At 64.0% G+C, this 24014-nt stretch carries 18 protein-coding genes; 8 read left to right on the top strand and 10 right to left on the bottom strand.

From position 1 onward, the window contains the following. Window positions 1–2: 2 nt before the first annotated feature. From ACLKMW_RS15130 to ACLKMW_RS15095, 8 genes are all read left to right on the top strand, one after another. On the top strand, window positions 3–1145 hold the full coding sequence (locus ACLKMW_RS15130; RefSeq protein WP_415725298.1) for a benzoate/H(+) symporter BenE family transporter: 1143 nt from the start codon (window positions 3–5) through the stop codon (window positions 1143–1145). Window positions 1146–1259: 114 nt separating this feature from the next. Continuing rightward, entirely contained in the window at window positions 1260–1709 is a 450-nt protein-coding gene (locus ACLKMW_RS15125; RefSeq protein WP_415725297.1) for a DUF2852 domain-containing protein, read from the top strand. Between the two features lie 98 nt (window positions 1710–1807). Then, window positions 1808–2569, top strand: coding sequence for a M48 family metallopeptidase (locus tag ACLKMW_RS15120; RefSeq protein WP_415725296.1), 762 nt, complete (start codon window positions 1808–1810; stop codon window positions 2567–2569). Window positions 2570–2703: 134 nt separating this feature from the next. Continuing rightward, a complete protein-coding gene (locus ACLKMW_RS15115; RefSeq protein ID WP_415725295.1) occupies window positions 2704–3363 on the top strand; it encodes a phosphoribosylanthranilate isomerase in 660 nt (219 codons plus the stop codon). Between the two features lie 79 nt (window positions 3364–3442). Continuing rightward, entirely contained in the window at window positions 3443–4663 is a 1221-nt protein-coding gene (trpB, locus tag ACLKMW_RS15110; protein WP_415725293.1) for a tryptophan synthase subunit beta, read from the top strand. Window positions 4664–4665: 2 nt separating this feature from the next. Further along, window positions 4666–5481: a tryptophan synthase subunit alpha gene (gene trpA / locus ACLKMW_RS15105; protein ID WP_415725291.1), complete on the top strand. Its 816-nt coding sequence runs from the start codon at window positions 4666–4668 to the stop codon at window positions 5479–5481. Between the two features lie 36 nt (window positions 5482–5517). Then, on the top strand, window positions 5518–6438 hold the full coding sequence (accD, locus tag ACLKMW_RS15100) for an acetyl-CoA carboxylase, carboxyltransferase subunit beta (RefSeq protein ID WP_415725290.1): 921 nt from the start codon (window positions 5518–5520) through the stop codon (window positions 6436–6438). A 112-nt stretch (window positions 6439–6550) separates the two neighbouring features. Further along, window positions 6551–7882, top strand: coding sequence for a bifunctional folylpolyglutamate synthase/dihydrofolate synthase (locus ACLKMW_RS15095; RefSeq protein ID WP_415725289.1), 1332 nt, complete (start codon window positions 6551–6553; stop codon window positions 7880–7882). A 24-nt stretch (window positions 7883–7906) separates the two neighbouring features. Here ACLKMW_RS15095 and ACLKMW_RS15090 read toward each other — a convergent pair whose 3' ends face one another. The 10 genes from ACLKMW_RS15090 to ACLKMW_RS15045 all read right to left on the bottom strand — a co-directional run bounded on the left by ACLKMW_RS15090 (window position 7907) and on the right by ACLKMW_RS15045 (window position 24014). After that, window positions 7907–9640, bottom strand: a complete 1734-nt coding sequence (locus ACLKMW_RS15090) for an NADPH-dependent assimilatory sulfite reductase hemoprotein subunit (protein ID WP_415725288.1) — start codon at window positions 9638–9640, stop codon at window positions 7907–7909. A 9-nt stretch (window positions 9641–9649) separates the two neighbouring features. Further along, window positions 9650–11497 (bottom strand): assimilatory sulfite reductase (NADPH) flavoprotein subunit, encoded by a 1848-nt coding sequence (locus ACLKMW_RS15085; RefSeq protein WP_415725287.1) that lies wholly within the window; start codon window positions 11495–11497, stop codon window positions 9650–9652. Window positions 11498–12002: 505 nt separating this feature from the next. After that, window positions 12003–12710 (bottom strand): RNA polymerase sigma factor, encoded by a 708-nt coding sequence (locus ACLKMW_RS15080; RefSeq protein ID WP_415725375.1) that lies wholly within the window; start codon window positions 12708–12710, stop codon window positions 12003–12005. An 83-nt stretch (window positions 12711–12793) separates the two neighbouring features. Beyond that, window positions 12794–13318 (bottom strand): plastocyanin/azurin family copper-binding protein, encoded by a 525-nt coding sequence (locus ACLKMW_RS15075; protein WP_415725286.1) that lies wholly within the window; start codon window positions 13316–13318, stop codon window positions 12794–12796. Further along, on the bottom strand, window positions 13315–13734 hold the full coding sequence (locus tag ACLKMW_RS15070) for a DUF5602 domain-containing protein (protein ID WP_415725285.1): 420 nt from the start codon (window positions 13732–13734) through the stop codon (window positions 13315–13317). Before ACLKMW_RS15070 ends, ACLKMW_RS15075 begins: the two co-directional genes overlap by 4 nt. Window positions 13735–13851: 117 nt before the next feature. After that, the gene (locus ACLKMW_RS15065) at window positions 13852–15870 is read right to left on the bottom strand and encodes a hydantoinase/oxoprolinase N-terminal domain-containing protein (RefSeq protein WP_415725284.1); all 2019 of its coding nucleotides are present in this window, start codon (window positions 15868–15870) and stop codon (window positions 13852–13854) included. A 398-nt stretch (window positions 15871–16268) separates the two neighbouring features. Next, window positions 16269–16592 (bottom strand): thioredoxin, encoded by a 324-nt coding sequence (gene trxA / locus ACLKMW_RS15060; RefSeq protein WP_415725283.1) that lies wholly within the window; start codon window positions 16590–16592, stop codon window positions 16269–16271. Window positions 16593–16666: 74 nt separating this feature from the next. Continuing rightward, complete coding sequence (gene addA, locus ACLKMW_RS15055; RefSeq protein WP_415725282.1) at window positions 16667–20191, bottom strand: double-strand break repair helicase AddA; 3525 nt, start codon at window positions 20189–20191, stop codon at window positions 16667–16669. Then, on the bottom strand, window positions 20188–23316 hold the full coding sequence (gene addB / locus ACLKMW_RS15050; protein WP_415725281.1) for a double-strand break repair protein AddB: 3129 nt from the start codon (window positions 23314–23316) through the stop codon (window positions 20188–20190). The genes addA and addB overlap by 4 nt, the downstream gene beginning before the upstream one ends. Beyond that, window positions 23313–24014, bottom strand: a complete 702-nt coding sequence (locus ACLKMW_RS15045) for a nucleotidyltransferase family protein (protein WP_415725374.1) — start codon at window positions 24012–24014, stop codon at window positions 23313–23315. The genes addB and ACLKMW_RS15045 overlap by 4 nt, the downstream gene beginning before the upstream one ends.

The raw sequence follows: 24014 nt of genomic DNA, 5'->3' as shown, positions 1-24014 counted from the left end.
GGATGCGGTCCTCCATTCCGGCTTCCGCCTTTGTTGCCGCAATCGTCGGCTTCGGCGGCACGCTGGCGCTCATCATCGCCGCCGCCAATGCGCTCGGCGCCACGCCCGGCCAGACCGCGAGCTGGGTCACCGCCATGTGCCTTGCCATTGCGTTCGAAACCGCGTGGCTGAGCTGGCGCAGCCGCATGCCGGTGATCGCCGCATGGTCGACGCCGGGGGCGGCGCTGGTCGCGGCGAGTTCAGGCTTTTCCATGAACGAGGCCGTCGGCGCGTTCATCGTCACTGCGGCCCTGCTTGTCGCCACCGGCCTGTTCAAGCCGCTGATGCGCCTGATCTCGAAAATCCCGGCGTCAGTCGCGTCCGGCATGTTGGCCGGCATCGTCGTCACCTTCGCCACGGGCGCCGTGATGACGGTTCCGGTCGACCCCTGGCTGATCCTGCCGCTTGTGGCGATGTTCTTCGTCATGCGTCTGTTCAATCCGGCCCTCTCGGTGCTTGCCGTACTGGTTGCCGGCGGCGTGATCGCCTTCCTGACCGGCCGCGTCGGCGGACTGCCGGCGCTGGAGTTTTCCGTGCTGACTCTGATCGAGCCGTCCTTCTCCATGGCGGCCGTCATGGGCCTTGCGGTTCCGCTCTATCTGGTGACGATGGCATCGCAGAACCTTTCGGGTCTCGCCGTGCTCAAGGCAGCCGGCTACGAGCCGGTGCCTGGACCATTGATTTCGGTCACCGGGCTGTTTTCGCTGGCTTCAGCACCCTTCGGCGCGCTGACCACCAACCTGGCCGCCATTTCCGCGGCGATCTGCACCGGACCGGACACCCATCCCGATCCGGCCCAGCGCTGGTTGACGGGACCGTTCTATGCGCTCACCTACCTGATCTTCGCCGTGTTCGGCGCCTCTCTGGTGGCGATCTTCATCGTGCTGCCGCCCAGCCTCATCGTGCTGGTCGCCGGCCTGGCGCTGATGGCGCCGCTTGCCAATGCGCTGAGCATCGCGCTCGGCGACGAGCGCGAGCGTATGGCGGCGACCACCGCTTTCGCGGTCACCGCCTCCGGCCTGACGCTCTTCGGCATCGGTTCGGCCTTCTGGGGGCTGGTTGCCGGCATGATCGTCATAGGCGTCGAGCGTCTCAAAAAATCTTAGCTAAATCCGTGGTTTGCACGGTTTTGACAGGCGCCGCCTTGAAGGCGGGCCGCGCCCTTCCCATGTCGAATGGAGCAGCCGCCGGCTGCCATCAACTGAAGGACGCGAAGAAACATGAACACGACTGCACTGATCCGCCCGGCCTGGACGCCGGCGACCATCGCGTTGATGGTGATCGGCTTCATGGTGTTCTGGCCGCTCGGCCTCGCCATGCTTGCCTACATCATCTGGGGCGACCGGCTTGAGGGCTTCAAGCGCGATGTCAACCGTGCGACGGACGGCGTCTTTGCCGGCTGCCGCAGGGCCTCCCACAGGACCCATGCCCGCCGCACCGGCAATGTCGCGTTCGACGAGTGGCGCGAAAAAGAGCTGGAGCGCCTGGCCGAAGAGCGGCGCAAGCTCGATGAGATGCTTGGCGAATTCGACGATTACGCGCGCGAACTGCGCCGCGCCAAGGACCAGGAAGAGTTCGATCGCTTCATGGCCAACCGCAACAAGCCAGCCGCGCCGACGACGAACAACAACAACGGGAAATCGAACCCCGGCTTGCTCGACGAAGAGTAAGCGGCACGAACCCGCATGGAAAACGGCGCCGTTCGCGGCGCCGTTTTTGTTGCGCCTGCTTCGACAAACGTCCCATCGAATCACATAATCTCATCGCCATGCTCGGGTTCTTCAAAAAGCCGCCGGCCCCCCAGTCCGCTCCGGTTCTGCAGCGGGAACACGTGGTTGCCGGCCGCGCTCTGCCGCTGCGCATCGTCGAGAACGATCGCGCCCGACGACTGACGCTGCGCATAGATGCCGGCGGGCGAGGCTTGCGGATAACGATCCCGCCAGGGCTGGGGCAGGGCGAGGTGGAGCGCTTTCTCACCCGCCATCAAGGCTGGCTCGAACAGCGCCTCGCCAAGGTGCCTCTCCGGCCTCAGGTGCGGCCGGACATAAAGATTCCCTTACGCGGCGTGCCGCATCTGATCGTGCATGAGCCTGCGAGGCGAGGCACGGTGACGGTCAGCCATGACGAGCGCGGCCCGATCCTCCTCGTCAATGGCGACCGGGTTCACCTGCCGCGCCGCATCGCCGATTTCCTCAAGCGCGAGGCAAGGCGTGACATCGAAATGCTGGTCGCCAGGCATTGCACCACCATCGGCAAGCGTGCCAAGGCGATCCGCTTTCGCGATACGTCGAGCCGCTGGGGATCCTGCACCGCGGATGGCGCGCTTTCCTTCTCCTGGCGTATCATGATGGCACCGACGCCTGTCATAAATTACCTGGTGGCGCATGAGGTCGCCCATCTCAAGGAAATGAATCACGGACCCAATTTCTGGAAGCTGTGCGAGGAACTCTGCCCCGACACGGAGCGCTGCAAGAGCTGGCTGCGGCGAAACGGCGGTGCGCTGCAGGCGATTATGTTTGAGAGTGAATAGCGAATAGGGAGTAGCGAATAGGGAATAAAGGCGCGCGGTGCTTTCCGAGCCCCCTATTCGCTACTCGCCATTCCCTATTCGCTCCTTTCTCTCTTTTCCTCGACTCCGCCGCCATTTCGTGGCACTTCCCCGCCATGGCGCTCGATATCAAGATTTGCGGCCTGAAAACCGATCTGTCACTGGAAGCAGCCCTTGCCAGCGGCGCCAGCCATGTCGGCTTCATTTTCTTCGCCAGGAGCCCGCGCAACATCGAGCCCGTCGAGGCCGGACGCTTGCGGCAGGCAGCCCTCGGCCGCGCCAGGGCGGTGGCTGTGACCGTCGACGCCGACGACCGCCTGCTGGATCATATTGTCGCGTCGATGGCGCCCGACATGCTGCAGCTTCACGGAGGTGAAACGCCGGAACGCGTCGCCACGGTGAAGGCGCGCTACGGCCTGCCGGTCGTGAAGGCCTTAGCTATTCGTGAAGCCGCTGACCTTGGCGCGATCGAGCCTTATCGCGGTATTGCCGATCGCTTCCTGTTCGATGCCAAACCGCCCGCCGGCTCGGAGCTCCCGGGCGGCAACGGCGTTTCCTTCGACTGGCGCCTGCTTGCGGGCCTTGACGCTGGAGTCGATTACATGCTTTCGGGTGGATTGAACGCCGCCAATATCGGCGACGCCATTCGTTTCGCCAACCCGCCCGGCATCGATGTCTCGTCCGGCGTGGAAAGCGCAGCCGGCGTCAAGGATGTGGCGCTGATCGACAATTTTTTCCGGGCCGTGCGGGCGGCGACCAGCAATCGTGCCGCCTGATCCCATGCACAGGCATGTTACGGCAAGGTGGAAACCGATTTTCCGATAGATAATGCCTAACGAGTCAAGGAGTTCGGCAGTGAACCAGCCGGCAGAACCTAATTCCTTCCGCACGGGTCCCGACGAACAGGGCATGTTCGGCATTTTCGGTGGCCGTTTCGTTGCCGAAACGCTGATGCCGCTTATCCTTGAGCTGGAGAGGCACTGGAACGAGGCAAAGAACGATCCGACGTTCCGCGCGGAATTGCAGGAACTTTCGACCTTTTATGCCGGCCGCCCATCGAAGCTCTATTTCGCTGAAGGTCTGACCCGGCATCTCGGCGGCGCCAAGATCTATTTCAAGCGCGAGGATCTGAATCACACCGGCAGCCACAAGATCAACAACTGCCTGGGGCAGATCCTGCTGGCCAAGCGCATGGGCAAGACGCGGATCATCGCCGAAACCGGCGCCGGCCAGCATGGCGTCGCCTCGGCCACCGTCGCGGCGCGCTTCGGCTTCCCCTGCTTCGTCTATATGGGAGCGACGGACGTCGAGCGGCAAAAGCCCAACGTCTTCCGCATGAAGCTGCTCGGCGCCGAAGTGCGTCCGGTCAGTGCCGGCCACGGCACGCTGAAAGACGCGATGAACGAAGCCCTTCGGGATTGGGTGACCAATGTCCACGACACCTATTACCTGATCGGAACCGCAGCCGGCCCGCATCCCTATCCGGAACTGGTGCGCGACTTCCAGTCGGTGATCGGCACGGAAGCGCGAGCGCAGATCCTGGAGCAGGAAGGAAGGCTGCCCGATATGATCGTCGCCGCCGTCGGTGGCGGGTCCAATGCCATTGGCCTGTTCCACTCCTTCCTCGATGATCGCGGCGTCAAGATCGTCGGCATTGAGGCCGGCGGGCGCGGTCTTGCCGGCATCGAGCATTGCGCTTCGATGAACGCAGGCAAGCCGGGCGTGTTGCATGGCAATCGCACCTATCTCCTGCAGAACGATGACGGCCAGATTCTCGACGGCCATTCGATCTCGGCCGGGCTCGACTATCCCGGTGTGGGGCCCGAACACTCCTGGTTGCGCGACACCGGCCGCGTCGACTATCTGCCGATTCTCGACGACGAGGCGCTGGAGGCTTTCCAGTTGACGACGCGCGTCGAAGGCATCATCCCGGCGCTGGAATCGGCCCATGCCATCGCTCACGCGGTCAAGGTCGCACCGTCGATGGGCAAGGACCAGATCATGATCGTCAATCTCTCCGGCCGCGGCGACAAGGACGTCCACACGGTTGCCAAGATGCTGGGCATGGAGATCTGACCATGAGCACCCGTATTGATCGTCGTTTCGAAAAGCTGAAGGCCGAGGGCCGCCCGGCGCTGGTCACATATTTCATGGGCGGCGACCCCGACTATGAAACCTCGCTTGCGATCATGAAGACCCTGGCCAAGGCCGGCAGCGATGTGATCGAGCTTGGCATGCCGTTCTCGGACCCGATGGCCGATGGCCCGGCAATCCAGGCGGCCGGCCTGCGCTCGCTGAAGGCCGGGCAGACGCTGAAGAAGACCCTGCAGATGGCGCGCGACTTCCGCGCCGGCGACGACGAAACGCCGATCGTGCTGATGGGCTATTATAACCCGATCTATGTCTATGGGGTCGAGCGCTTCCTCGCCGATGCGATCGACGCCGGCATAGACGGCATGATCGTGGTCGACCTGCCGCCGGAAATGGATGAGGAACTCTGCGTGCCCGCTCTGAAGGCGGGGTTGAATTTCATCCGCCTCGCAACGCCCACCACCGACGACAAGCGCCTGCCCAAAGTGCTCGAAAACACGTCCGGCTTCGTCTACTATGTGTCGATGACCGGCATAACCGGGGCCGCGCTGTCGAACACGACTGCGGTTTCCGAGGCCGTCACCCGCATCAAGGGCCACACCGACCTGCCTGTCTGCGTCGGTTTCGGCGTGAAGACCGCCGAGCAGGCGCGCGTGATCGGCGCCGCGGCCGATGGCGTGGTGGTCGGGACCGCTATCGTCAATGCGGTGGCTGAGGCAGCCGATCCGGTCGAGGCGGTGGCCGTGCTGGTCGGCGAATTGGCTGAGGGCGTTCGTTCGGCTCGCCTTGCTGTTGCCCGATAGAACTCCCATGTCTTCGACTTCACAGGGAAAAATCCCATGAACTGGATAACCAACTACGTCCGTCCGAAGATCAATTCGATGCTCGGCCGGCGCGAAATGCCGGAAAATCTCTGGATCAAGGATCCGGAGAGCGGCGAAATGGTGTTCCACAAGGACCTGGAGAGCAACCAGTTCGTCATTCCCTCCTCGGGCCACCACATGAAGATTTCAGCCAGGGAGCGGCTGAGATTCTTCTTCGACGATGGCAGGTTCGAAACGCTCGACAATCCAAGGGTGGCCGTCGACCCGCTGAAGTTCCGCGACGAAAAGCGTTACGTCGACCGGCTCAAGGACGCCCGCACCAAGACCGGCATGGAGGATGCGATCCTCAATGCGCTGGGCACGATCGAGGGGCTGCCGGTGGTTGCCACCGTGCAGGATTTCGCCTTCATGGGCGGTTCGCTCGGCATGGCGGCGGGCGACGCCATCATACGCGCCTTCGAGACGGCGGTCGAAAAGCGCCGCCCGCTGATCCTGTTCGCCGCATCCGGCGGCGCCCGCATGCAGGAGGGAATCCTGTCGCTGATGCAGTTGCCGCGCACCACGGTTGCGGTCGACCGGCTCAAGGAAGCCGGGCTGCCTTATATCGTCGTGCTCACCAATCCGACGACGGGAGGGGTCACCGCGTCCTATGCGATGCTGGGCGATGTTCACATTGCCGAGCCCGGCGCGCTGATCGGCTTTGCCGGTCCGCGCGTCATCGAGCAGACGATCCGCGAGAAGCTGCCCGACGGTTTCCAGCGCGCCGAATATCTGATGGATCACGGCATGGTCGACATGGTCGTTTCACGCCTCGAACTGAAATCGACCATTGCCCGGCTGCTGAAGATCCTGATGAAGGTCCCCGAGACGGAAGCCCGCACGGCTGAAGCCATGCCGGTGGCAACCTCAGCCGCTGAACACCGGCCTTCGGCGTAACTTTTTTAGAACCGCGTCGTTTTTGCGAAAGCTGTTGAAGATTTTTTAGCACGATCCTCGAAGGCAGGCGTTGTAGATCGCCTGCCACCTTTGCTCCCGGGAGGAGCCCGCGATGACTACCCTATCGGCCGAACGTGAAATCGAACGCCTCATGGCGTTGCACCCGAAAGGTTTCGATCTTTCGCTCGATCGGATCCTGCGAGTACTGGGTCGCCTGGGCAACCCGCAGGACAAGCTTCCGCCGGTCATTCACGTTGCCGGTACCAACGGCAAGGGTTCGACGGTGGCCTTCTGCCGCGCCCTGCTGGAAGCGGAAGGCTACCGCGTGCATGTCCACACCTCACCGCATCTCGTTCACTGGAACGAGCGCTACAGGCTGGGGGCCGAAGGCGGCGGGAAGTTCGTCGCCGACGATGTGCTTACCGATACCATCCTGCGCGTCGCTGAAGCCAATGGCGGCGAGATGATCACGGTTTTCGAGATACTCACTGCCGTGACTTTCCTGTTGTTTTCCGAGCATGAGGCGGACGCGGCGGTTCTTGAGGTCGGGCTTGGCGGTCGCTTCGATGCAACCAATGTCATCAAGAATCCGGCGGTTTCGGTGATCATGCCGGTTTCGCTGGACCACGAAGCCTATCTCGGCGACCGTGTGGAACTGATCGCCGCCGAAAAGGCCGGCATCATCAAGCCCGGCTGCCCGGTCGTCATCGGCGCGCAGGAGAGCGGCGTCGCCCAGGAAGTGCTGATCGAGACGGCCGAGCGTCTGGGTTGCCCGATGCAACTCTACGGCCAGGATTTTCTGGCGGCCGAAGAACATGGGCGGCTGGTCTATCAGGATGAGACCGGACTGATGGATCTGCCCTTGCCTCGTTTGCGGGGGCGCCACCAATATGCCAATGCGGCGGCTGCGATCGCTGCCTGCAAGGCGGCCGGCTTTCGGCTCGGCGCGAAGGCGGCAAGTGACGCGATGGAAAGCGTCGCCTGGCCGGGCCGGATGCAACGACTGACCCATGGGGCGCTGGTCGATCTGGCGCCGCCCAGCTCCGATATCTGGCTTGACGGCGGACACAATCCAAGCGCCGGCGTAGTCATCGCCGAAGCATTGACCGAGCAGGAAGAGAAGATGGCGCGCCCGCTGTTCCTGATCTGCGGAATGATCAACACCAAGGACCAGCAGGGCTATTTCCGCTCGTTCCACGGCATTGCCCGCCATGTCTATACGGTTCCGGTCAGCATGAGCGACGCCGGCGTGCCCAACGGCGAACTGGCCGCGCGCGCCATCGAGGCCGGGCTCTCGGCCGAACCGGTCAATTCCGTCGCCAATGCGTTGATGCTTTTGCGCGACCTTTGGACGGATACGGAGATTGCACCCCGCATCCTGATCGGCGGCTCGCTTTACCTTGCGGGAGCGGTGCTTGCCGAAAACGGCACGCCGCCGGTTTAAGCAAACCCGATTTCGGCAAGTCAGTTAATCGTTGAAGGACCGACCTTCGGTGACTTCGGCGACGAAGCCGGCGCGGATTGCGAAATCGCCGAACCGTTCGTTCGGCAACCGCTCGGCGGCGAAGCGCGCGATCACCTGTTCGAGCAGCTCGAGGATCGCCGGTTCGGCGACATTCTCCAGCACCATCTTGTTGAGCCGCTGCCCGTGGAAGCCGCCGCCGAGATAGAGATTGTACTTGCCCGGCGCGCGGCCGGTCAGCCCGATTTCGGCGATATAGGGTCGTGAGCAGCCATTGGGGCAGCCGGTCATGCGGATGGTGATGGGCTCCTCGGCAAGCCCGTGCGCGGCGAGGATGGCCTCGATCTTGCCGACGAGGCTCGGCAGATAGCGCTCGCTTTCGGCCATTGCCAGCCCGCAGGTCGGCAGCGCCACGCAGGCCATCGAGTTGAGGCGCAGCCCGCTGCCGCTATGCAGGCGGCCAAGGCCGAACTGCTTGATGAGTTTTTCGATGCCGGCCCGCGCGGCTGGCGCGATGTCGGCGATCACCAGATTCTGGTTGGGCGTGACCCGGAACGTGCCTTCATGCACCCGGGCGATCTCACGCAACCCGTCCATGATCGGCCAGTCATCGCGATTGATGACGCGGCCGTTTTCGATGAACAGCGTGCAATGTTCGCGGCCGTCCTCGCCGCGGGTCCAGCCGAGCTGGTCGCCGTTCGACGTGAACTCATAAGCACGGGCCGGTTGAAGTGCAAAGCCGAGGCGCGCTTCGATCTCGGTCTTGATCCAGTCGAGGCCCTTGTCGTCGATAGTGTATTTGAAACGGGCACGCCCCCGATCGACGCGGTCGCCATAGTCGCGCTGCACCATCATCACCGCGTCGACGGTCGCCAGCACGTGCTCGACGCCGATGAAGCCGATCACATCGGCAAGTCGCGGATAGGTATGCGGCGCCTGATCGGTGCGACCCATGCCGCCGCCGATCGCGACATTGAAGCCCTGGAGCTTGCCCTCGGCGATTATGGCGATGAAACCGAGGTCCTGCGCATAGACGTCGATGTCGTTGATCGGCGGAATGACGAAGCCGATCTTGAACTTGCGCGGCATATAGGTGCGGCCGTAAAGCGGCTCTTCGGCACCGGTTACCGACTTTCTTTCCTCGCCGTACCAGATTTCCTGATAGGCGCCGGTCTTGGGAATGGCATGGTCGCTGGCTTGCTTGGCAAGGGCGGAAACCTGCGCGTGGAGGGCCGACAGTTGTGGGTTGACCGAGCACATCACACCGCGTGAATCGTCGCCGCAGGCCGCCCTGGTGTCGAGCAGCACCTCGTGCAAACCTCGCATCAGGGGCCGCAGATTGCGCTTCAGCACCCGGTGAAACTGGAAGGTCTGACGCGTGGTCAGGCGCAGCGTTTCGCCGCCATAGGCACGGCCAAGCTCGTCGAGCTTCAGCCATTGCGCCGGTGTCAGGACGCCGCCGGGAAGCCGCACGCGCGCCATGAAGGTGTAGGCCGGCTCCAGCTTCTGCCTGCGCCGCTCGTCGCGGATGTCGCGGTCGTCCTGCTGGTAGACGCCGTGGAATTTCATCAGCTTGATGTCGTCGCCCGGCACCGCACTGGTTATCTCGTCCAGCAGGCCCTTGGCGATGGTGCCGCGCAGCTGGTCGCTGTTGGCCTTCATCGTTTCGTCGGGGCCAAGCTTCTCCAGCGGCTGCGAGAGGTCGTGGCTGCGGTCGGGGATGGTACGGGCGTAAGTCATCGGCATGCCTCAGTAGACATCGGTGAGATAGCGATGGTCGCGGCGCAACGCGTCGAGATAGGCGACGGCGGCTTCCTCCCCGCAGCCCCGATGCTGCTGCACGATCTTCAGCAGTGCCGCATGAACGTCGGGCGCCAGATGGGTGGCGTCGCCGCACAGATAGAGATGCGCGCCTTCCTCCAGCCAGGCATAGACGTCGCGCCCATGTTCGATCAGGCGATGCTGGACATAGGTCTTGGCTGAACCGTCACGCGAGAAGGCGACGTTCATCCGGCTAAGCACGCCCTCCTTCAGATAGGCTTGCCATTCGGTCTGATAGAGGAAGTCGCTGCTGAAATTGCGTTCGCCGAAGAACAGCCAGGACCTGCCGCTTGCGGCTTTTGCCTCGCGTTCCTGCAGGAAGGCGCGGTAAGGGGCAATGCCGGTGCCGGCGCCGATCATCAGTATGGATGCGTCGTCGGCGGGCAGGCGGAAATGGGGATTGGCCTGGATATAGACCGGAACGATCGTGTCGGGTTCGGCGCGCTCGGCGAAATGTCCGGAAGCGACTCCTGCGCGCCCTTCACCATGCAGTTCGTAGCGAACCGTGCTCACCGTCAGATGCGCCTCGTCCGGCGCGATCGCCAGGCTGGAAGCGATCGAATAAAGCCGCGGCTGCAGCGGCCGCAGGCCGGCGACGAATGTCTGGGCATCGATGCCCTTCACCGGAAAGCGGCGGACGATGTCGGTGACATGATGCCCGCGCAAAAAGGCGGTGCGCTCGGCTTTGCGGTCGTCGCCTGCCAGAGCCTCAAGGTCCGCCGCGGCGCTGAGCCCCGTCCAGTGTTCGAGGAAACGAGGCGTCGCCGCCGTGATCTCGAGGGCTTCGACCAGCGCCTCGCCAAGCGTGGTGGTGCGATCCTTCACGGTGACCGGCGCGTCAGCCGAAAGGCCCAGGGCCTGAAGTAGCGTCTCGGCAAGTGCGGGATCGTTGCGCGGCATCACGCCGAGCGCATCGCCCGGCTCGAAGATGAGCCCCGAGTCGTCGAGCGACAGCTCGATGTGGCGGGTCTCCTTGGTCGATCCGCGCCCGGTCAGCAAGAAATTGTCGATGATCCTGGCGGGGTATGGATTGCGCTTGTCGTAGGTGGACGCGGAGGGTGCCGCCGCGATGGCGGCGGCAGGCAGGCCGTTCCGGCTTTCCGTTGTCGGTCCGGCGTCCGAGGCCGGCTTCAGAGCGGCCAGCACCGTCTCGGTCCAGCCTGCGGCCGCCTTGTCATAGTCGACGTCGCAATCGACGCGATCGGCAAGCCTCACGGCGCCAAGTTCCTCCAGCCGCTGGTCGAGGCGCTTGCCGGCTCCGCAGTAATGCTCGTAGGTGGAATCGCCGAGCGCGAGGACGGCAAACCGCACCTGCGGCAGGCGCGGCGCCTTCCGCCCTTCGATGAACTCGAAGAAGGACATGCCCGAAAGCGGCGGCTCGCCCTCGCCATGGGTGCTGGTGACGATGATGAAATCCTGCTCCTCCTTGAGGACGCGCGGCTTGTAGTCGGCCATGTCGACCACCGTCGGCTGGAGGCCCTGGGCTCGTGCGGCCTCGGCCAATGCCTTGGCCAAAGCCGAGCTGTTGCCGGTCTCGCTGCCGTAAAGGATGGTGAGCGTGCGCAAAGGGGCCGCGGCGGCAGGCTGCGGGGGCAGAAAGTCGGCGGTCGCCGGCGTCAACGCCTCGCCGCTGAAAGCCCGCGCGCTGTGTTCGATACCGGCGAAATAGCCGCTGATCCAAAGTGCCTGCCCGGGCTTGACGGAGGTCGCCAAAGCACCGAGCTGGTTCCACTGCTCTATGGTCAAACCTGGTCCTGGGAATTCCAATACAGCCATGTTTCCGCTTCCTTCGGCGTTCTCACTTTGGAGCGCCACGCCCCCTCGGGCGCACCAGAGGGCGCTCTGATTCATTGGAGCTGCACGCCAGGGTTCCGGGAACCGATGCCCGATTCCAGGTCCGATGCGGTAGCCGTCAATTTTCCGGCTATCGCTGACAAGGATAGATTTTCCTTGGATTTGGCCGGTGCGACGTGACCTTTGCATCCGAGTTTTAAGGCTGACAAACGAATGATATTGCTAGTTAAGTGCAAGGAATTTGCTGGAAAGCCGATCGGAGGCCAGCGTTCTACGCAGCTTTGAGACGACATGAAGTTCCTTCCAAGAACCGCGTTTCAGAGGGTCGAAACTTGCATCAAATTATTTTCGGATTTTTCGCCGGGAGGTGCAAAAGCGGCCGAAAAATCGGGGTGCAGCCATCTCGAACACGCAAAAAGCAATCACGCCGCATGCCCGTTCAGGCACGCGGCGTGGAGTTATGCGTGACGATGAAGCGAACTGCCGGTCAGTCTCGCTGCAATTGCCGCAGGCGCTCGACGACGCGATCCGCCACATGGGTGCAGCGTGCGCCGTCGAATGGAAACAGGTCGCCGAATGCGGCAGAAAGCGACTCTTCGAGCGCTGCCCGCATCAGCTTTCTTGCCCGGTGGAGGCGCGTCTTGACGGTCTCGGGCTTGATCGACAGGTGGATTGCGGTTTCCTCGGTGCTGAGCCCTTCCACATCGCGAAGGATGAAGACCATCCGGAACGGATCGGGCAATTTGTCGACTGTCTCCTCGAGAACCTGCCTGATATGGCCGCGCGCCGCCTCCGTTTCGGGACTTGCCGGCATTACCGACGATGGAAACATGATCAGACGTCCTTCGTTCATGCCATTGGCGGTATCGAGTTCGGAGAGCTCCACAAGGTGGCGACGGCGACGCACGCGGGCAAGAGCTTCGTTGAGCGCAATCCTCGTCAGCCAGGTAGACAGTTTCGCTTCGCCCCGAAACGTCTCCAGATGGGTAAACGCGCGGACATAGGTTTCCTGGACGACGTCCTCGGCCTCCGCATCGTTGCGCACGATCCCGCGCGCCACACGAAACAGAAGCTGGTTATGGCGCTTGATGAGCGCGCGGATCGCGCCTTCGTCACCTTGCCGCGCAAGGTCGACGAGCGTTTCTTCGCCGACCGCGGCCAGATCGAACCGGTTCGTTGAGACTGCCAGTTGCATGGGCATGGCTGCGTCGCTTTCAGGTTCGGGCTGGAGCGGATTGCCGCCCGCTCCGGCCGTTGGATGTTTGATACAAGCAGGCCCTAAGCCGGCCGGACAATGCCCTTCTTTATGATCTCCTCCACCGACGGAAATGCCGCCAGGGCAATTTCGGGCAGGTCGCCCTTGGCATCCGCGGTTTCGATCCAGCCGTGCGGGGCGGGTGTTCCGACCACGATACGGCCGACCATTCCGGCATGTTCATGTGGCACGCAATAATAGTCGTACACGCCCGGTTCGGTGAATGTGGCGGAAAAGGATTCGCCCGGCAACAGATAGTCGGAATCGAATGGCCTGGCGGCCTTCGGCATTCGCAGCGGCCGGTCGAAATTGGCGGGATGATAGGTCGTCACCGTATGTGAATTGCCCGCATCGCGATTGGTCCAACGGATCGTCTGGCCGGGCTGGATATGGATCCCGGTCGGATCGTACCAGACATGGGAGCCGTCTTCCTTGCCCTGCATGGCGATTTCGACGACATCGGCGGCGGCTGCGGACGACCGGCCGACCAGAAGCCCGGCGAGTATGCTCCCGCCGGTTTCCAGAACGCGCCTGCGCGTTATGATCATTTGGCCGCCACCTTGGTCTCGTCAGCCGAAGGAACATGCCACAACACGACGTGAACGTGCGGCTCTTCCACACCGGGGTGGCCGGCATTGTAGTAGACATCGACATGGTCGACATTACCGCCGGGCGCGGCGAGATCCTCGAAACGCTTGTCGGGATTGAGCTCCTTGACCGGCAGCATGTAGATAGTGCTGACCAGCTTGCCGTCATGATCGTAGGCGAGGAACGGGCCGGCCGGCAAAGTTGCCGGATCGACGAAGAGCTGCCCCATGCCAGGTATGAAGTCCGGCAGCTTGACCAGGCTGCTGACCGCCTTGTAGGCGCCCGTCGGCGGGGACTTGGCGACGGAGGCATCCTGTGCGAGCGCGGGAAGCGAGCCGGCAAGCACCATGGCAAGCGCGATAGAAACGAGTCTCATGTCGATTTCCTTTCTGCACGGCGCCGTCTGACATCGCGGCGTCTGTGCTTTGGATGCCGCCGCCGCGCGGAGGTTCCCGGAAATCCTACGAATTCTGTCGACCGGCCAGGCGGCGGGTCAGGAGGCGACGCGTGGCCTGCCGGTCGCGGTCGCAACGACGATGGCTTCGACGAAGCTGCGCTCGCCTTCTATGGTCGCCACCTTGATGTCGCGGGTGATTTCGATGCGGGCATGATCGGTGCCGGCCGCGCGCGCCAGCGTGCCGGCAAGCGTGCGGATATGGATTTCGGCCGCTTCCATCGCCTCTTCCTCGGTCTCGAAATCATCGAGCCGCTCGCCGACATTGAGGCGGAACAGCCCGATCTCCGGCTGGCTGACGCGCGCCTGCGCCGACATTCGAACCTGCCCGACAACCGCGCCCAGCGCATTGGCGACATCGGCATGTTCGGCGATCGCGCACTCATTGCCGACCAGCGGCGGAAGCGCGGCGTAGTGGAGCCAGGCCGACGCGCCAAGGCCGATGACCGGCCGGTCGAGCGCGATGGCAAGGCGCGCCATGCCGTCCTGCCGGTCCACCGCCCGCTGGACGAGCGGATTTTCGACCGATACGCTGCCATCGAGCCCGTCTTCGGCAAAAACCGTCTCCAGCACCGCCTCTGCCGTACGCCTGGTCACGGCTGCAAGGACCATGCGCGAGAAGGCATCGGCGTTTTCGGCGATGAAACGGCCCTGGCCGTCACGCCTTCGGGCAAACAGCTCAGCGCCGAGCCGGGCAGGCGCGGCGTCCCAGTTTTTCTGCAAGCCAAGCGCATGGGCCGCATCCGAGGGGGTGAAGCCGGCAATATGCACCAGGCCGCGGGCGACAAGGCGATTGAGCGTCGCAACCTGCGAGGTCGAGATGAGCAGACGGTCGAGCGGAGCGGGGATGTCCGAAATATCGGCATAAAGCTTGGCTTCGGAGCGGGTCAGGCCGGCGGCGAGGCGTTCCGGCACGCCGGTACGCATTGCAAAGCGCCCATCGAGCCGGCTGGTGGTGGGACTGAGCAATTGGCGCTCCAAATTCGAGCTGATGATCTCGCCATGCTTCACCGCAGCGAGCGCTAGCGGCACCAGCCGTCGCGGCCCCAGAACGATCGAGGACGTCAGCGAACGCTCGTGCAGCGACACCTCGGAGTCGCCGCCGAGCCCGAATGTCCGCATCGCCACCGCCTCGACCATGGTGCGATAGCCGCCAACCGTTGCCCCGTCCGGGTCGAGCCGCAGCCGGCCTGCATCGAGCACCGCGATATCGGTGGTCGTGCCGCCGATGTCGGAGACCACGGCATCATCGAGGCCAGTCATGTGGCGCGCGCCGACAAGGCTTGCCGCCGGGCCGGAAAGAATCGTTTCGATCGGGCGCGAGCGCGCGAATTCGGCCGTAACCAGCGCGCCGTCGCCGCGCACCACCATCAACGGGGCATGAACGCCGCGCTTTTCCAGAAATCCTTCGGTGGCCGCCACCAGCCGGTCGATCATCGAAATCAGCCGCGCATTGAGCAGGGTCGTCAGCGCGCGGCGTGGGCCGCCAAGCTTTGAGGAGAGTTCATGCGAGCAGGTGACGGGAAGGCCGGTGCGCTCGCGGATGAGGTCGCGCACGGCAATCTCGTGTTCTGGGTTGCGTACCGCGAAATAGGCGGCAACCGCCATTCCGGAAACCGCGTCGGTGAGCGATGGCAGCGCTGCCTCCAGCGCATCGAGAACGAGTTCGCTCGCATTGCCATGGACGTCGTGGCCACCTGGGCAGAAGATCACCGGATCGGAGCCGAGCGCCTGCGACAATCCGTTGCGATGCAGGTCGTCCCCGGAAAAGCCGATCATCACCAGGCCGACCCGCCCGCCCTGTCCCTCGACCAGCGCGTTGGTGGCGAGCGTGGTGGACATGGAAACCAGCTTGATCGCCGTCGGATCGACATCCGCCTCATGCAGCACAGCATCGACCGCACCGGCAATGCCCTGCGCCAGGTCATGGCGGGTGGTGAGGGATTTCGCCTTGGCAACGATGCCGGCAGCCTCTGACCACAGCACGGCATCTGTGTAGGTGCCGCCGGTGTCGATGCCCAGATACAAGGTTGAAAGATCGTGTGCGCTCTCAGTCATGTCCGCCCAGTCGCCTCTACCCGATTTAAGTGAGAAACAGTCGGCGCCGGCCGTCCGGTTTCGCCCGCGGCACGGCTTGCGCCTTGACCGGATGGAGCACGAGCATGTTCACGCATTCGTGGAAACAGTCGATGGAGCAGACGTCAACGCAATCCATTATGTGCAATCGATGCAATTACCAGTGGCCACAAACGTCATGCGACGTTCCCAAAGCGTCTTTTCTGGCCGGATTGCCCGGTTGGCAGGGTCTTATACCTTGGGGAACTTAAAGCAATATCGAAGATGCGCCTTTCCATCAAAGGACCAACACCGGACTTTCGGACGCAACCTGCACAGATATCCAGACAGCAAAAAGCCCGGCGCGGTGGCCGGGCTTTGAACTTCGCGTGTTATTCAGCTTAGGCGACGTTGCCGCCGATCCACTGCGAAAGTGCCGTCTTTGGCAGTGCGCCAACCTTGATGTCTGCGACTTCGCCGCCCTTGAAGATCATCAAAGTCGGAATGGAACGCACGCCGAACTGTGCGGCCAGTTCCGGATTTTCGTCGATATTGAGCTTGGTGATCTTCACCTTGCCGGCGAGCTCGGTCGAAATCTCCTCAAGCGATGGGCCGATCATCTTGCACGGGCCGCACCACTCTGCCCAAAAGTCCACGACCACGGGACCCGTGGCATCCAGCACGTCGGATTGAAAATTGCTCTTGTCGACCTTGACCGTGGCCATGCTGAAATCCTTTCCGGTTTCGTATTCGCGCTAAATGTGGTGGCAACTGGTGACGTATTCAAGCAGCGCTTGTGTCACGCCTGCGTGAGTCGAACAAGGGCCTCATCCATCGCCGCTTGCGGGATTTCGATCAGCAGCGGCGTCTCGGTATAGAGCAGCGCGGCCGAAACCCGGCGGTCGGGGTAGAGCGGCTGAAGCAGCGCCCGATAGAGCGCAAGCTGCGTCACATAGGCGAGCGGCACCGTTTCCAGTGAGGTGGGCGGCGGTCGGTTGGTCTTGTAGTCGACGATCAGCACCTCGTCGGCCGTCACCGCCAGCCGGTCGATCTTGCCAGAAACCGAGCGTGGGCTACCCTTGACGGTGACTGTGCCCATGATTGCCACTTCGGCACGGGAGCCTTGGGCAAACAGCGGTGCAAAGCGCGGCGCTTCAAGAATGGCGCTGACGGATGCCAGCGCGGCATCCTGTTCACGGTCCGGCCAATGCGCCCCTATGCGCGCGAGATAGCGCCGGGCCGCGTCGTCCCGGGCATCCCGGACAATCTCCGGCAGCATTTGCAGCAGACGGTGCATGGCCAGACCGCGCGCGATCGCAAAGCGCGGCTCGAGATCCGGATCGAGCACCGGCGAGGTGTCGGAGATCGCCGCATCGCCAGTGTCCTCGATCGATGCGGCCGCTCCCGAAGGCGAAAGCGGTGGCGGAAGCTCATCCGCCGCGGGCAACTCCTCGGTCAGTTCGGCTGGTAGAGCCGGCGTTGGTTCAGTTCTGCTCTCGAAGGGCTGGATGGGCAGCGGCACCTCGCCAAGCGGTGTCACACGGAAACGGTGAACCGTCTCGTCGGCGACGGGATGCTTTCTGGCCTCGCTATAGGGGCTGCCGTTCAAGGCGTTGTTGACAAGCGCATGCCACGTCGCCGGATTTTGCGCGCGCTTGCCGTGATAGCCACAGACGATCAGCCGGTCTTCGGCGCGCGTCATGCCGACGTAGAGCAGCCGGCGATACTCGTCTTCCGCGCGCTGTCTCACGCTAACCGCGGCATCCTGTGAGAAACCGTTGGCGACATCGTTGCCGGAACGCCACAGATAGGCTTTGACTGGCCGCAATTCGCCACGCGGCTCGAACGGCATCAGGCGCGGCAGATGCTGGTCATGGAACGGTGCGGCCCCACCGTCGACCAGAAACACCACCGGCGCCTCCAGGCCCTTGGCTGCATGGACCGTCATGATGCGAACCTCGTCGCGGGTCTGGTCCATTTCGCGCTTGATCTCGGGGCCGGTGCTTTCCAGCGTGGCGAGAAAGGCTTCGAGGCCCGGCTGGCCGGTGCGCTCTTCGGCCAGGCAGAAATTCAGGAATTCGTCGAGAATGTCGCCGGCGTCGCGACCGAGCCGCGCTATCATCGCCCGGCGCACGCCGTCGCGGCCGAGCACGCCGGAGTAGAACTCGAAAACCGGCTTGAAAGCCGCCTGGGATGACCAGTCGCGCAGCCGGTCTGCGACCTTTATAAGCTCAGGGTCGGGGGAACGCGACAGTGTCGCGAACAATGACGTCTTGGGGCTTCGATCGGCTGCGAGTTCAAAGAGCGCTTCTTCGCTCAACTGGAAAATCGGGCTCCTGAGAACCGCTGCCAGCGAGAGGTCGTCTTCCGGCTGAATGAGAAGCCGGCCGAGCGCCATCATGTCCTTGACTGCAATGTGACCGGGAAGGCTCAGCCGGTCGGCGCCGGCGACCGGGATGTTGCGGTTCTTCAGGCTGCGCGCCAGTGCGTGCACGAAGCGGTCACGCTTGCGCACCAGAACGATGACGTCGCCGGCCGACAGCGTCTTGCCCTTGCCCTCAATGATCTCGCCGGACCTGATCCAGGTTTCGATGGTCGCAGCGACGTTCTCGGCAACCCGCACCGCCGGTGCATGGGCATGGTCGATTGCTTGCGTCCAGTCGTCCGGTTCGTCGACGCTTTCGGCGCCGACCGAGGGCCAGACTTCCACATAGCCCGGCGCGCCGGCGCGGATCGCGGTGTGCTGGACAGGACCGGGATCGAGCGTGATGCTGCGTCGTGCCTCCTCGCTCTCGAACACCAGGTCCACGGCACGCAGCACATCTTCCGTCGAGCGGAACGACAAATTGAGCCCGACCCGCTCGAAGCTGCCATTGGCTGAGCGTATCCGGCGCAGGAACTGTTCTCCGGTGGTGGCGAAGGAATCGGGAGAGGCGCCCTGGAAGGAATAGATCGACTGCTTTTCGTCGCCCACGGCGAAGACGGTGCGGTTCACATTGTCGCGCGCGCCATGTCCGGCGAAGAATTCTTCCGCAAGCTTCCGCACGACCTCCCATTGGTCCGGGCTGGTGTCCTGAGCCTCGTCCAGCAATATGTGGTCGATGCCCTTGTCGAGCTTGTACTGCACCCACGGCCCGGCGTCCTGCCGCGCCAGCAGGCGGACCGTGCGGGTGATGAGATCGTTGAAATCGAGGAAGCCGCGCGCCGTCTTTAACTGCTCGTAGCGGGCGATCAGCCAGTCGGCGATGGTGAGCGCCGCACGCGTACCTTCCAGCATGCGATAAAGCGCAAGACGGTCGCAGGCATCGCGCACCGCCAGCGCCGTCTGCTCGAAACGGGCGGCGAAGTCCGGGAAATGCTCGCCGACGCCCTTCGAGGCAATCGGGCCGCTGCTGCGCGGCTGCCAGCCTTCGCCTTTCTTGTGGACCAGGAACGTGTCGCGCAGGCATTGCAGCCGCGCTTCCGGATCGCTCTGCCGGCACGATGCGGCAAGACCGTCGGCGAATTTCTGCGCCGTGCTCTTTGCGGCGGCAGTTGCCCGGGCTCCGAAACTTTCCGCCAGCGCAAGATCGAAATAGGGATCGGGCCAGATCGATCCGGCAATGTCTTCGGCGGTTTCATGTGGCGAGACGCCGAATTCTTCGAACAGCGCGGCATAGGGAGGCTCGCTGTGACCGGCCGCATCGATGAAGGCGCGCAGTCCGTCGCGTTTCTGGACGATCTCACGCAGCAGCGCATCGAGACCCGCTTCGCCAGCACGCTCCAGCACCAGCGCGAAGGCCTCGCCCAGCCCGGGGCTGTCGACTGCCACAGCGCCCGTCAGCATTTCGCGGCGGGCTTCGGCAAACAGCGTTTCTTCGAGCAACGGGTCCAACATCTGGAAATGCGCGGCGATGTTGGCCTCCAGCGGAAACTGGTGCAGCACCGATTCGCAGAAGGCGTGGATGGTCTGGATCTTCAGGCCGCCTGGCGTTTCCAGCGCCTGCGCAAAAAGCCGGCGGGCTCGCCGCAGCTTGTCGGCATCGGGCCGGCGTGCGTCGAGCCGCTCGATCTCCTCGCGCAGATCCTCATCGTCGAGCATCGTCCATTTCGACAGATTGCCGAAAACCCGGTTCGACATGTTGGCGGCCGCTGCCCGCGTATAGGTCAGGCAAAGGATTTTCGACGGGTCGGTGCCTTCGAGCAGCAGACGGGTGACGCGCTGCGACAGCACATGCGTCTTGCCCGACCCCGCATTGGCCGACACCCAGACGGAATTCTGCGGATCGGAGGCGAGCGCCTGCCGCCTGGCGGTTTCTTCCGGAACCGTGACGATCTTTTTCATTCCTCGCCCCCCGCATCCTGGGGGCTGTCGCCACCTGCCGACCATTCGAGAACGCGCGCCAGATGATCGTAGTCGCCATCGGTTTCGCCCTCGCGAAACGGCAGGGCGCGCGACAGATAGCCGGTTGCCGGTTTGGCGTAGTGAAGCAGGAGCTGCTCCAGCCGCGCCCAGGCTTCCTCGGAAAGCTCGGCGGCTGATTTCAGGCTGCCTTTGATCTCCAGGATCGATTCAGGCACGACCTTGCCGTTCGGCTTGAAGCGCACGAATGCCAACTCGGAAGGCTCGCGCCGGCCGAGCGCCTTGAAGCCGCCACGCTTCAACAACGCGCCTTCAAGGGCCAGTTGCGGCGCAAGCAGCGTGTGAGCCTGCGCCTTGGACGGCGATGAGCCGGTCTTGTAGTCGAGAATGTCGGCCATGCCGGCCGGCAGGATGTCGATGCGGTCGGCATAGCCGGAAAGCGTCACGCCGGACGATCCGACAATGGTTCTTTCGGCGCGCTCTTCCGGATGGCGGCTGACGAGGGCAGGCGCTCGCTCGATTTCCCAGCGGATGATGTCGCCGGCGAGTTTTTCGAAACGCGGCCACCAGACCGACTCGACGTCTTCGGGCAGTTCGGCTTCGACAAAGCAAGCACGCCCCTCGGCAAGCAGCGCCTCGAAGGCTCGGGGCTCGCGCGGATCGACGCCGGAGGCCGAAAAGCGATGCATGATCGCATGAAAGAGCGTGCCGCGTTCGGCCGCGCCCGGATCGCGCAGCAGCGGCTCAAGCGGCAGCAGGCGAAGAATGCGCCTGGCATAGATCGCATAGGGATCGCGCCGCAGCGTCTCGATTTCCGTTACCGAGAAATGGCGTGGCCTGAGCGTGACCGGCGGCTTCGGCTCGGGACGTTGCGCGAACGGTATCGTCTCGGCGTGGTCGAGCGCGCGTGCCCAAGAAAGCAGGACGTTGCCGCGCTGGCGCATGGCGTCGGCCTGTTCGGATCCGGCGAAGGTTTCCAGGCGCTGGACCCAGCGCGAGGGAACCGACGGTGCATCTCCGGCGCGCGCCGAGCGGGCCAGGATGACCTTGCCCGCCCCCATGGCCATCTGGAAATCATGCGACGATTGCCCGATCCGCCGCTCCGGCGGATCGAGATCGATGCCGCTTTTCATGACGCGTGACATGAACCGGTCGGCTTCGGCCTTGCGCGGCCAGGTGCCCTCGTTCAAACCGCCAATGACCAGCGTGTCGACCGTCATCAGGCGTGCCTCGAGCGCGCCCCATATCGAGATGCGGCTTTCAGCGCCATGCGAGGGTTTCACCACCACCGGCGCCATCAAGGCATCGACAATTTCCGGCCACTCGTCAGCGGCGAAGGAAAACGGTGCGGTCGAGGAAACCAGTCCGCGCAAAAGCTCCGCGAGCTTTTCGCCGGCCTCGCCCGCATAGACACCGGTCAGGCTGCCATCGGCGCCGCGCCCGAATTGTTCCAGTGCAATGACCGTCTCGCGTATGCAGTTGGAAAGTTCGACCGTAGGCTGGCCCCGAAGCGCTGCGAGCGGCGACAGCGCGGCATGGAGCCGGGCAAGCACATCGCGCGCCGTCTCGATCCGTCGCACTGTCATCCGCTCTGACCAGAACGGCTCGCGACGGTTGTCGTCCCAAACGAGCCGGCTCTCGAAGAGCTTGGCAAGATCCGCCGCATCCGGCCGGCCGGTGCCGCCGCGAAGCCCGATCAGCTCGATGGTTTCGGCCGCCTCGCGGACCACAGTGCGTTCAAGGCCGAGCGAGGTGAGCGGATGCTTCAGCAGCGAGAGCACGGCAACGGGGTCGCCAGGCCGGAAGGCCGCGTCCAGCATCAGCCGCAACAGCGCGCCGGGCGGCGTGGTGGGGAGAGGCGCGCCGCCCGAATCGTCGGCCTTGACGCCGAAGCGCAGCAATTCGGTGGCGACGCGGCGGGCAAGATTGCGGTCGCCGGTGACGAGTGCGGCGGTCTTGTCGGGTGAATCGATCGCCATGCGGAGCGCGATGGCGATGGCGGCCGCCTCGTCGCGCTCATTGGCGGCTTCGATCAGGCTGACATCTGCCAGCGCCTGCGCGATCTCGCTGTCGGCGATGCCGGCGCGGCTTGTCGCCCAGCCATCGGTGGTGTCGGCTGGCCGCAACGCCTCACCGACGATCCGCGAACGTAACCGCAGGGCCCGATCCTGCGTCCCGATCGCCTCGACGTCTTCGCGCAGCAGGCCGATCTTCTGCAACAATGTCGCCAGCCCGTATTGCGGGTGGCCGAGCACCGAAGCATGCGGCGTCTGCGCCGAAATGACCGACCACGAACGCTCGTCCATCTGGGTGTCCAACCCCGGCAGCACCACCGCGCCCCGCGGGAGCCGGGCGATGGCGCCAAGCAGTTCGGCCGTGGCAGGGATAGAGCCGGTCGAGCCGGCGGCGATCACCGGACCGGGTGGCGGATTGCTCTTCAGGCGCGCAGCCTCCAGCCGGATCAGCGCGTTGCGATGGGCGGCCGGGTCCGACCGGTCGCGCTCGGCAAGCAGCGCCGGCCAGTTTTTCGTGACGATATCGAGGAAATCCAGCGTCACTTGCCACCAGCTTGCCAGGTTCTCCGAGACGAGGCCGGCAAGCTTTGCCCAATCGGAACCCTCCGTCTCGATCTCGTCCATCAGCGCGGTCAGATCGCGCGCCAGCCAGATCGCATCGGCGGAGGAGGCCGGAACCACGATCTCTTCCTCGAACAGGGCAGCGACATGCGCCGGCAGCCGCCGCTTCCAGGCGCGCACCAGCGGTGCAAGCAGCAGCAGGCGGTCGATCGGATCGATCGGCGGCGCAAGCTCGATGGCGTCAGCGCCTTGCGGCATGAAGACGGCTGCGTCCTCATCGAATTCACCGAGCGGGCGGATTGTCGGAAGAATGGCCGAACCGCCGGAAGCGCGCGCCACGAACAGGCTGCGCAGTTCCCGCGCTGCGCGGCGCGTCGGCACATAGATGGTCACGTCGGCGAGCGCCAGCGGATCGCCGCTGGCGTGGAAATCCGGAATGAGGCGGCCCGAACACAGCGCCTCGGTGAGCGTGGGCAGGAAAGCCGCACCGGGCGGGATGGAGAAAACGCGGGCGAGCGGCCGCTCGCTCATGCGTCCGCCACCGCGGCGGCAATCACCGCTTCGGCCGGCGCGATCGCTTCCGGCGTGCCGACGGTGACCCAGTGTCCCTCCATGCGCATGCCGTGGAGCCGGCCGACGCCGATGGCGCGGTCGAAATAGACATTGAGCGAATGCGGCTCGGCCTTGGCGCCTGCGAAAATATGCGGGCTGACGATCGCCGCGCCGGCGTAGATAAGGCCTTGGGGAGCGCCGGCGGCGCGCCGCAACCGGCCATCCGCTTCGAGCAGGAAATCGGTGCCGCCGCTGTGGCCGGTGGCCGAGCCCGGATCCGCTAGCATCAGCAGAATATCCATTTTCGCGGCATCCCACGTCCGCGCAAGGCGTAACAGATTCGGCTCGCCACGATCAATCCAGAACGTATCGGCGTTCACTATATAGAACGGCCGCGGACCGAGTTTGGGCAATGCCTTGACGATGCCGCCGGCCGAATCCAGCAGGCCGTCGCTCTCGTCGGAAATCAGCACGGTCGGGGTGCGGCGGCGCGAGACGTGAGCGGCGATCTGCTCGGGAAAATAGTGGACATTCACCACCGCCTTCTCGACGCCAACGTCGGCCAGGCTGTCAAGCCCGCGGTCGAGCAGCGTCTTGCCGGCGATCTTCACCAGCGGCTTGGGCATCGTGTTAGTGATCGGCCGCATGCGTTTGCCGAGCCCGGCGGCGAGTACCAT

The organism is Borborobacter xinjiangensis (assembly GCF_047739745.1).
GTDB lineage: Bacteria > Pseudomonadota > Alphaproteobacteria > Rhizobiales > Rhizobiaceae > Pseudaminobacter.
This window is presented reverse-complemented; position numbering and strand designations above follow the sequence as displayed.